The sequence below is a fragment of the Sphingobium sp. OAS761 genome (assembly GCF_024168485.1).
Classification (GTDB): domain Bacteria; phylum Pseudomonadota; class Alphaproteobacteria; order Sphingomonadales; family Sphingomonadaceae; genus Sphingobium.
On the sequence record NZ_JALJVY010000026.1, the window covers coordinates 1 to 10603 of the forward strand.

8 protein-coding genes are annotated in these 10603 nt (G+C 59.3%); 2 read left to right on the top strand and 6 right to left on the bottom strand.

The genetic code is table 11. The annotated features are described in order from the left end of the window. Window positions 1–148 precede the first annotated feature (148 nt). The 3 genes from J3E64_RS20410 to J3E64_RS20420 all read right to left on the bottom strand — a co-directional run bounded on the left by J3E64_RS20410 (window position 149) and on the right by J3E64_RS20420 (window position 3986). Complete coding sequence (locus J3E64_RS20410) at window positions 149–2461, bottom strand: TonB-dependent receptor (RefSeq protein WP_253345087.1); 2313 nt, start codon at window positions 2459–2461, stop codon at window positions 149–151. Window positions 2462–2702: 241 nt separating this feature from the next. Further along, a protein-coding gene (locus tag J3E64_RS20415; RefSeq protein ID WP_253345088.1) for an IS5 family transposase occupies window positions 2703–3460 on the bottom strand; the annotation gives its coding sequence in 2 pieces (ribosomal slippage) (window positions 2703–3127 and window positions 3127–3460; 759 coding nt in all). A gap of 85 nt (window positions 3461–3545) precedes the next feature. Continuing rightward, window positions 3546–3986, bottom strand: coding sequence for a hypothetical protein (locus tag J3E64_RS20420; RefSeq protein WP_253345089.1), 441 nt, complete (start codon window positions 3984–3986; stop codon window positions 3546–3548). A gap of 106 nt (window positions 3987–4092) precedes the next feature. On the opposite strand from J3E64_RS20420, the gene J3E64_RS20425 reads away from it, so the two are divergent. Further along, the gene (locus tag J3E64_RS20425; RefSeq protein WP_253345090.1) at window positions 4093–5376 is read left to right on the top strand and encodes a hypothetical protein; all 1284 of its coding nucleotides are present in this window, start codon (window positions 4093–4095) and stop codon (window positions 5374–5376) included. A gap of 165 nt (window positions 5377–5541) precedes the next feature. On the opposite strand, the gene J3E64_RS20430 is transcribed toward J3E64_RS20425, so the two are convergent. Continuing rightward, window positions 5542–6303, bottom strand: coding sequence for an SDR family NAD(P)-dependent oxidoreductase (locus J3E64_RS20430; protein WP_253345091.1), 762 nt, complete (start codon window positions 6301–6303; stop codon window positions 5542–5544). A gap of 196 nt (window positions 6304–6499) precedes the next feature. Here J3E64_RS20430 and J3E64_RS20435 point away from each other — a divergent pair, with 196 nt between their 5' ends. Beyond that, complete coding sequence (locus J3E64_RS20435; RefSeq protein WP_253345092.1) at window positions 6500–8104, top strand: GMC family oxidoreductase; 1605 nt, start codon at window positions 6500–6502, stop codon at window positions 8102–8104. Between the two features lie 601 nt (window positions 8105–8705). On the opposite strand, the gene J3E64_RS20440 is transcribed toward J3E64_RS20435, so the two are convergent. Both J3E64_RS20440 and J3E64_RS20445 read right to left on the bottom strand, forming a co-directional pair. Further along, window positions 8706–9440 (bottom strand): enoyl-CoA hydratase-related protein, encoded by a 735-nt coding sequence (locus tag J3E64_RS20440; RefSeq protein WP_253345093.1) that lies wholly within the window; start codon window positions 9438–9440, stop codon window positions 8706–8708. A 200-nt stretch (window positions 9441–9640) separates the two neighbouring features. Then, a complete protein-coding gene (locus J3E64_RS20445; protein WP_253345095.1) occupies window positions 9641–10483 on the bottom strand; it encodes an SDR family NAD(P)-dependent oxidoreductase in 843 nt (280 codons plus the stop codon). Window positions 10484–10603 lie beyond the last annotated feature (120 nt).

Below are 10603 nucleotides of genomic sequence, written 5' to 3' on the forward strand. Positions count from 1 at the left end.
TCGCCGCTTAACATCAACCCCCTGACGAGGCCCGCACTCCGCTAATTTACGCCGCGAGTTGTGCCGAATGTTCTGACGACGGACAGCCTCGCGGGCGGCGCCTCACCAGGAAAAATGCCGGGTGACCGACGCCACCCGGCAAAAATCATCAGAACTTGAACTTCACGTCCATGCCAAAGGTGCGGGGATCACCGTAAGCTCGCGAGTCATAGCCCGACAGCGCCTGGACGTTGTTTCGATACGCGACGAACAGCTTGTTTCCGATATTACGTACCCACACGCCCGCACTAAACTGGCTGCCCCCGATGTTGTTATAGTCAATACGAGCATTGAACAACGAGTAGCTCGGAATGGCAGAAGCCACGCCTTGCGTCGCGACACCGACACGGGCCCCGCGATAATACCAGTCGCCGGCGAACACCAGTGCCTCATCGCCATGGGTCAGCGGCACGGTATAGGAGGCATTCAGACCAGCGGTGTCCTTTGAGATATGACCGAAATCCGCTCCGTTCAGGTTCACGCCAGAGCCGATTACCGCACATCCAGCGGGCTCAACAAGCTCGAACTTGTCGAACTTGCCGAGCGTCCGATTGTAAAAGCCGCCGATGCGAAGGTTGCGGTTGATCGCCGCATCAAACTCAAACTCCAAGCCCTTCGGCGTCGCCTTGCCCGCGTTGATGACGAAGGTTGCGACCGTGCCGCAATTCGCAAGCTCTTGGAACTGCAAGCCCTTGTACCAACCCCGGTAGGCCGCGACATTGGTGCGCACCACAGCGACATCAGCTATGTCGAACTTGGCCTTGGCACCCAATTCGATGTCGGTCAGCTTCTCGGGCGCGTAGGTCTGCAACTCCGGAGGAGACTCCGACGCCACCAGGTTCAAGCCGCCCGCCTTGTAGCTATGGCGGCTGGCAACATAGAGCAGAAGATCAGGCGTTACCTGGTAGTCCAGGCCAAGTGTCCAGCTGAAATTCTTATATGTTTTCCGGTTCTGTACCGTGGGGACCACAATCGCGCCAGGGTAATTAACCACGTCCAGCACACCTCTACGGGTGTCCCAGGTGTGACGAATACCGGCGGTAAACTTCACGCCCGCGAGGCCGATATTCGTGAAGTCATAGGTACCCTGCGCGAACAGAGCCTTGGACGTGTACTTATCGGTCGAGGCGATATCTGTAGCCAGACTACCGAACAAAAAGGCCCTCTGAAAGGTGCTCGTTTTTTCGGTCGAGAAGAAAGCACCAATAATCCACTTCAAGGTATCACTATCACCTGAGAGCTGAAGCTCGTTGCTAAATGAATTCTGATTTTTATTCTGAGAGATATCGACAAAGGCGAAGTTTGTGCTGGTTTGCGACAGGCTAACCTTCGGCTTTTGATTGTAGTATCCAAAAATATTCTTGAGCGTGGCGAAACCCAGATCGTAGCTGGTCGTATTGGTGACGATGAATACGTCATTGTCGTCATTGTTAGGCCGAACTGAGTAATCAATTGTACGCGGCCCGAGCGCCGAAGCTCCATCGAATGCCTGCTGGCCGATGTTGGCAACAAATTGAGCGGTTCCGTCCGCGGTAGCCTGGTCCACCCCTTTGCTCAAAAGACCGAAGAAGATGGCATTATAAACGGAAGTCGGGTTGTACTGGGAGAAGATCAGCGGATTTTGATGCTGGCGCCCATGGTAGTAGCTGAGATAGGTCTCGTTGCGGAGCTCATCGGTCGGGGTCGCGACCAGGGACAAACGCAGCACTTCATATTTCTTGTCACCGCCATCCGGTCCGGAGAGGTTACGCGTAAATCCGTCCTGGCGCGTGATCTGGCCCGATACCCGCACCGCCAGCTTGTCGGTGATCAGGGGCACGTTCACGCCAGCGCCGATCTGATAATAGCTGTAGTTGCCGACGGTACCGTCGACAAAACCGGACACTTCATTGGTGTCGGCAATGCGCGGCGTGAACACCACGGCACCGCCGGTGCTGTTCTTGCCGAACAGAGTCCCCTGCGGACCGCGGATGACCTGCACCGAGTTCAGATCGAACAGGCCGCCGGAGAAGGCTCGCGAGTTGACTGGAACGTCCCCGAGATAGGTAACAACCGTATCGTCGGAACCCTGCGCCACGGTCTGGCCGCGCAACTGGAACACTGGGGCCGTCGAGCCGCCCAGCGGATCGTTGGTGACGACCAGGCTGGGCGTGCTGTACTGAAGATCCCTTGCGCCCGTGATACGCTTCTGCTCCAGCACTTCGCCGCTGAGTACCGATACAGCAACCGGCACCTTCTGGATGTTCTCACTCGAACGACGAGCGGTGACAATGATATCGGCAAGTCGCGCCTCATTGGCTGACGCAGTGTTTTCCAAAGCGGTCGCACCGGTCGACTCCTGCGCGGACGCAGGCGCCGAAACGATGAGCGCGCCTATCGAAACAGACGCAAGCACGACGATAGATTTGACTTTCAGTGACATATACCCTCCCTTATCGACGACCCCGACACGTCCAAGACAGACGTTTGCAGCGGGGCCACCCGATGCGCTTTGTTCCAACGCTTTTTACATTTTCTAACAAGCAGTATAAAATCACAACAGCGTATTGCTCCGTTGGAATTACGTTTATGATTTCATGCGCTAGAACGCGCCTTAGCGAGCAGGCGCTGCCCTGCCGCCACTACGTCGCACCACTGATGCGGCTAGGCTCAGGACTCATTGGTCATAACCAGAAGATGACGGTGGCAGCGAGGGTGATGGCGGAAAAGAAGGCGGTTGGGCAGCGATCGTAGCGTGTAGCGACACGGCGCCAGTCCTTCAAACGGCCGAACATGATCTCGATGCGGTTGCGACGACGATAGCGGCGCTTGTCGTATTTGATGGGTTCGTTACGCGACTTTCGGCCGGGGATGCAGGGCTTTATGCCTTTTTCCTGCAGCGCGTCCCTGAACCAGTCAGCGTCGTAACCCCGGTCGCCAAGCAGCCATTGCGCCTTCGGCAACTCGTCCAGCAGAGCCGCCGCGCCAATGTAATCGCTGACCTGGCCGGCAGTCATGAAGAAGCTCAAAGGGCGGCCGTTGGCATCGGTAATGGCATGGAGCTTGGTGTTCATGCCCCCTTTGGTGCGGCCGATCAGGCGCCCGAGATCCCCCTTTTTACCGCCAGGCTCGATGCCGTGCGGTGCGCCTTCAGATACGTCGCGTCGATCATCACCGTCCGACGCTCGGCGCCCGCACAGGACAGCCCTTCCATCATCCGTGTGAAGACCCCCATCTCACCCCACCGCTTCCAGCGGTTGTAGAGCGTCTTGTGCGGCCCATAATCCTTCGGCGCATCGCGCCAGCGCAGCCCATTGCGGTTCACGAAGATGATCCCGCTCAGCACCCGCCGATCATCTACCCGTGGCCTGCCGTGGCTCTTCGGGAAATACGGCGCCAGCCGCGCCATCTGCTCGTCCGTCAGCCAGTAAAGATCGCTCACATCCAGTCTCCTCTGGGAGCCTGAATCAGATCGCGCCTCTCATATCAATGGGTCCTGACCCTAGCTTGAGGCGTCCAGATCAGCGTCAATCGAACGTCACCACGAGCTTCGAGCCCGAAGGCGTCCCGGCGAGTTCAATACCCGTCACGAACCTCGAAAAACGGAAGCGTTGGCGAGCCATGTCGTCGCCAATGGCGGGCATGTAATGGCGACACATTTCGGGTTGGCCTGCGCCGGGTCGGCAGGTTGCTATCGAATTCATCGAACAATCCGACACAGCCGAAAAATTGTTGGTGCGTCCCCCGCGCTGGACGGTCGAGCGGACGGCCACATTGCTGAACTCCATCAGGGCGGTAGGATGGAAGCGCGGGTCGTCGGGCACTGGCACAAGCGTCTTGTCGAGTACGGCATCACAGTTGCCGCTATGGCTGGCAGCGCGCCGGCATGGACGGCCGACCCGATCGTGCTGTTGTCGCTTGCGGTTTGGCTGATGGCCCCGCGTATATCGGGCCGCCAGCATGCCCATGTCACTGCCCACCTGGTTGCTGCCTGCCTATTCGTCGACCCCGGTGCCCTCATGGCACCGCGCCATCGACCGGCCAACGTCGCGGAAGGTGCCGCGGGCCGGCATCTTGAACAACGCAACACGCGGCACGCGGCTCGGAGGACGGCATCGATACATTGTCGATACTGCCGGGCGAAAATGCTCTGACTGCCTTCATCGCAAATCCTCTCGATCGGGCGAGATCACCGGCGGTATGGCGCACCACCAATATTCGGTCTATCGATTGGCCGAATCGACGCGGAGGCACGGCGTGAAGCAATACAGAATGATCCAATATGGCGCGGGGGCCACCGGTAAGTTCGCTTTGCGATCGATCCTCACCCATCCTCAGCTTCAACTCGTCGGGGTCGGTGTCCATAGCAATCGAAACGAGGGGCGGGATGCTGGCGCCATCTGCCGCATGCCCGATACCGGGGTTCTGGCTACGACGGACACATCGGCACTGTTGACCATGGAGGCTGATTGCGTTTCTTTCATGCCGTGGGACCCCTATGCCGGGGACGTCCTAGAGGCGGATTCGCATTCGGGCAGGATGTTCGCATTGCTATGTGCGTTTCTGGAGAGCGGCAAGAACGTCATCGCCTCAGCGCCCAACTCGCTTGTCTACGCGCCGTACCTGGGGGCGGAGACAATGGCTCGGCTGGAAGCGGCGTGCGCCAAAGGGAATGCCAGCTTTCTATATGCCGGAATATCGCCGGGCTATGCCCCCGACCGGTTTGTGCTGGGCCTTACGCAGATTTCCGCCCGCATCGATACCATCGCGGTGCGCGAAATCATGAATTACGCGAACTACAACGACCGCGACACGATCATGGGCCTTTTTGGTTTCGGTCAAGACCCGGCGTCATTCGACTTTTCCAGGGTGCTGGGTAGCTTTTCGCGCGGCCTGGGCGCATCGGTCGCGATGGTCGCGGACGGCATAAAGGCGCCGCTCGACGAAATCAGGATGAACATCGAGCATGTCGTCACTGATCGCGACGTGGAGATCGCCACCGGCCTGGTGCGCGCCGGGACGGTGGCGGCAGAGCGGTTGAGTGCAACTGGCCTGGTGAATGGCAAGGCGCGGATCGTCGCCGAGCACATTACGCGAATTGCAGATGATGCAGCGCCGGACTGGCCCCATTTCGGCATCGATGGAAAGGAAGGCTACCAAGTCGAGATCCATGGTGCGCCGGCGATGAAGGTCGAGCTAGAGCTAGGCGCTTTCGGCCGTAACCCCATGGCCGATGCTGGCTGGGCCGTGGGCGGACATATCACGAATTCTGTTGTCGCACTGTGCGAGGCTGCGCCGGGGGTGCGCACATTCCTGGACCTGCCCTTGACCCCGGGTGCATATCGCATGTCAACTTGACAGCCTGAAGGATGTTGATGGTGCCGCAGCGCCCGCACCGGCTAGGCCTCTCGCGATCGCCAGGCCAATCCCCCCGGCAGAGCCCCTAAGACTGGCTTCTAACCGAAGAGATCGATGCGCGCGCGGGCATTCCGTGAAGAGGGGCCGCCTAGGGCACCTCGAACGTCACATATGATCGGCCATGCGATCAACGATGTCGCGCGCGCCCATCAGCAGCGCCCCCGCATCGATCAAATATTCGCTCCCCGTAATCATTGAGGAATCGTCCGATGCCAGGAACGAGACGAGTTTTGCTACCTCTGCCGTGTCCATGATCGTCCGCAAGGGAAGCAGGCTGGCGACCCAGTCCAGCGGAACGACCTCCGTCTGCGGGGTCCTCATCCAACCGGGATGGACCGAGTTGATTCGTATTTTCTCTGGGCCGAGCATATGCGCGGCGGTCTTCGTCAGTCCGGTGATAGCAAATTTGGATCCCCCATAGGCAAGCCCGCCCGACGAATGGATGCCGGCCGTCGAGGAAATATTTACGATGGAACCGCCACCTGCCCGACGCATGGCTGGCGCAACAGCCTTCATACCGAGAAACGTCCCAAGCGCATTCACTTCGAAAATCGCCCTGAACAGTTCTTCGGTCACCTCGTCAAAAGGCACCTGCTCGATAAGGGCGGCATTGTTGACGAGCACGTCGACCGAACCGAACGCCGATTCCGCCTCGGCAACGGAGTCCGCCCATTCACCGGATTTCGTTACATCAAGCCGTCGGAAGATGGCGGCGTCCCCGATCGAGCGAGCGACGTCCTGTCCCTGTTCCTCGAGAATGTCGCACAACATGACCCGGGCGCCCTCGCGGGCGAGATCTCTGGCGATGCTAGCCCCCAGGCCGCGGGCTGAGCCGGTCACGATCGCGCTTTTACCATCCAATCGCATCGGCTTTCGCCCTCTCCAAAATGTGATCAGAAGCGCAAAATAGCGCCATGTGCGCCTGTTTTCGCGCACTTCCTTCAGGTAGGAAGTCCGACATTTTCTAACGGTCGTCAATAAGAAACCTTGACATTTTTGGGGAACTGCCGTCTCGCTCGGGACAGCGTCGCAAAACACGCATCCAACGTCACGGAGAGACTGAATGATCTTCGACTATGTCATTGTGGGAGCCGGTTCCGCGGGATGCGTCCTGGCAAACCGTTTGTCGGAAGACCCTCGTATCACTGTTGCGATCATCGAGGCGGGACCGAAAGATACACATCCCGCCATCCACATGCCCCGTGGTTTCCCAAAGGTTTATCAGCACCCTGATTTGTTGTGGCGCTACAATGCCAAGGTCGGTGGTGGCAGCAATCGTGACGAGCTGTGGATTCGTGGGCGGACGCTCGGTGGATCCAGCTCGGTCAACGGCATGGTCTATGTTCGCGGCCAACCCGAGGACTATGATGAGTGGCATGACATGGGCCTGGAGGAATGGGGCTGGCCCGAGATGCTCAAGGCCTATCGGGCAATGGAGAACCATGAGCTCGGCGCGGACGAGATGCGCGGTGAAGGCGGCGCCCTCGACATCTCCGCATTCCCCGGCAAGCATCCGCTCGCAGAGGCGTTTATCGAAGCGGCGGGCGAACTGGGCGTTCCCCGGCGCGAGGACCTAAACCGCGAAGCGCAGGATGGCGCGGGATATTATTTCCGGACAATCCATCGCGGCGGCAGGAACAGCTCGGCCAAGGCCTTCCTGAAGCCCGCGCGCCGTCGCAAGAATGTGGAGGTCATCACCGACCTCACCGTCGATCGCCTGCTCTTTGAAGGTAGGCGCGCAACCTCCGTGGCCGGGCGACGCAACGGCGAGGAGCTGGTGATCGAGGGACGCGAGGTCATCCTGAGCGCCGGCGTCCTCAACTCCCCCCTGCTGTTGCAGCGATCGGGCATCGGTCCTGCCGGGCTGTTGCAGCGGATCGGCATCCCGGTCGTTGCCGACCGGGCGGAAGTCGGACGGAACCTGCGGGATCACCGAGGAACGGCATCGATCCAATTGCGAGTCGATCGCGACAGCCTCAACCATTCGTTCTCGGGCCTCAATCTCGTCCGCAACGTCCTCCGTCAGCAACTGTTCGGGACCGGCCCGCTGGCGGACTGCGCATTCGAAGCGGGGGCGTTCTTCCGTACCCGCCCGGAGCTCGACCGGCCTGATGGCCAGCTTTTCATGGGCGCGTTTTCGGTGGACGGGACCAAATCCTTCAACGAGACGGTCCTTGAAAGCGAGCACGGCGTTATGATCGGCGGCTATTTTATGCGCCCCTACAGCGCGGGGTACATAGAGATCAGTTCGCTCGACCCATTCGACAAGCCCGTCATCGACGCCAACGTGCTGGGCGACCCACGGGATCATGAACCGACAATCGGCGTCTTCAAGTTTGCGCGACGCTTTGCAGGGACAACCGCGCTTCAGCGCTATTGCGCGGTCGAAACCGTTCCCGGGATCGACTTTGCCAATGACGAAGAAATCCTGACCTACATGCGGCAGACGTCTCAGCCAGGCATTCACGCCACGGGGACATGCCGCATGGGCGTCGACGCGGACGCGGTCCTTGACGGTCGCCTTCGAGTCAAGGGCGTGGATGGTCTTCGCGTCGTGGACTGTTCCGCCATGCCGACGCAGGTGTCGGGCAACACCAACGGCCCGGCGATGGCGTTCGGTTATCATGCTGCGAACCTGATTCTGGAAGATCGACTGGTTAACGCGTGATGCGGCGCAGTTCACAGTCCGATGACATGCAGGTGGATCGAAGAAAGTTCAGCGCTGGCGGCTGATAATCTGAGCATTGTTGGCGTTTGACGGCGCCGGCGTGTAACAGCGCTGATTTGGTTCCGCTTCTGCCTTCGTAGGTTGGGCCGGCACGCTGGATCTTGTCCCAAGGTGGCGTTCACCCGTCTGACGAACAGGAGACGCCGGATATTGTCGACGAGGTTGACGAGCCATAACGTCATCGCTGCCGCTAACGCCGACGGTGCACGCCAAGTGACCGCTTCTTGATTTCCGCTCGACGAAGAGATGCTCGTCCTTCCGAATGCGGTCCGTTCTGATGTCAGCTTTCTGACTACTGATGTTACGCTGGCAGGCTCGCCATATGAGATGCGTCAACGCTCTGCCCCAACATCGGGATATGGCCGGCGTCCTCCGGCGTCGCGGCGAACCTAGCAAGCAGGGCATCGATCACCCCTGCCTTGGTCAATCCTATGCGGAAGACCTGATCGACTTGGCCATGCTCGCACGTTGAGCAAGACCCGAGGGACGATGCAAGCCTCTCATCACCCCTCGGTTTCACAAGGCACCTCGCCCTTGACGATCAATGCTGCGCTTCGAACGCCTGCGATACGCGGAATTCGTTGTCGATCGAATCCTTGTACGTCATGCCATAATTCTCGTCGATCAGAGCGTTGTAAGCCCTGATGATCTTGCGGTCGTGCTTGGCGATGTCGTGCGCAAGTGCCATCGCGGTGTCCAGAAGCTCGCCTGGCTCGGCCAGTCGATTGACCAAGCCCCAGCGCTCTGCGGTCGCCGCGTCGATCAGCCGGCTCGACAAAGCCATCTCCTTCGCCCTGCTGACGCCGATCAGATGCGGCAGAAGGGAACTGAGCAAGGCGCCAGGCAGCAGGCCTACCCGGGAATGGACGTCACCGAACCGCGCGGTCGTAGAGGCAATCCTGATGTCGCAGCACAGGGCGAGTTCCAGTCCACCCGCCACCGCAACGCCATTGATCGCGCCGATCACCACGCCATTGAACGCCGCCAAGCCGAAACGCGTATGTCCAAATCCGATGGTAGCATCGCTATGGGCTGAGATCCCCTCGCCTGACGCCAATTCCTTCATGTCAATGCCGGCGCAAAAAGCGCGTTCACCTGCGCCCGTTAGCACGGCAACCAGAACCTCTTCACCAAATCCGGCAAAGGCCGCTTCCAGTTCTTCGAATACAGCGCGCGACAGAGAGTTCATGACTTCAGGTCGGTTGATCGTGACGACCGCGACCGGCCCTTCGATGTTGACGATCAGTACGGGGCTGTGTTGCGTGGGTTCGGACATCGCAAATTCTCCGGCATAAGGCGACAGGTGGGACAAAGGCGCTAAAAGGGGCAAAATACAGCGGTGCCGGCAAGGTGCGACATGCGCAACGGCGAGCTGAAGGACACCTCATAAATCGGATATGTAATGCAGAGGATTATCCCCAGCCGCACCACGGCACCCCCACGCCGCAACGGTCCGCGAACGGCGCAATCCGAAGTTCAAGACCCCTGGAAAAAGACCGTTGGCCGTCCCAACTGGGCGCTCCAGTCACGGGGCTCCTTGCCATCCAGATCCGATATCCCGTATTTGTGCCCCAATGCAGCGCCGATCAGGGTTTGCCCTGAGAGCAGCTTGCGTTCAGGATCATCAAGCAATTTCAAAATGACCAGCCCGGTGAACTCCGGCGTTTCCATTTCAGGTACGATCGCACGTATTTCAGGCCATAAGTCCTCCACCGACATACCCTTGAGCTGGTCGGTTCGTATGAAACCCGGCCAGAGCGATATGATCGAGAGGTCCGTGTCGCGCGCGTCGATAGCCATGTCATGCACCATCTTGTCCGTGCCGGCTTTGGCCGCGCCGTAGGCGGGACCGAAGTGGTAACTCACCGCGCCATAGAATGAGATGTTGATGATCAGCGTGCGTCCGGTCTCTATCATGAGGGGCGCCGCAAAATAACTGGTAACGTAGTTGGACCGAAGGCCGATATCGATCATGTCGACCAGCTTCAGATCCTTTTGCCAGAACGGGCCAGGGCGGGTCAGTTCCGCCGCGTCCACAGCCGCCGCATTGTTGACCAGCAGATCCAGTCGACCCTGCTCTTGCCGGATTCGATCAAGCAGGGCCTGCACCTGGGAATCATTCCCGTGGTCGCAGCGCACGCCGATCCCTCGTCCGCCGGCGGCGTCGACTTCGCGTACCGCCGCTTTGAGATCTCCAGCGTTACGACCTGTGACATAGACTGTCATACCGCCGCTGGCGAGCGCGCGCGCAATTCCTCTGCCAAGACCACGACTTGCTCCAGTGACGAGCGCAACTCGATCCGTCATCTTTTCCCTCATCTTCTCTCATCGTGCGAATACCGATGAACTAGGCTCAGGACCCATTAAATTGCTTGTGTGAGGTGAGGTTGATTGATTCAATGGCGGTTCAAGGAGTGCTGCCATGAGTGATCTGATCTG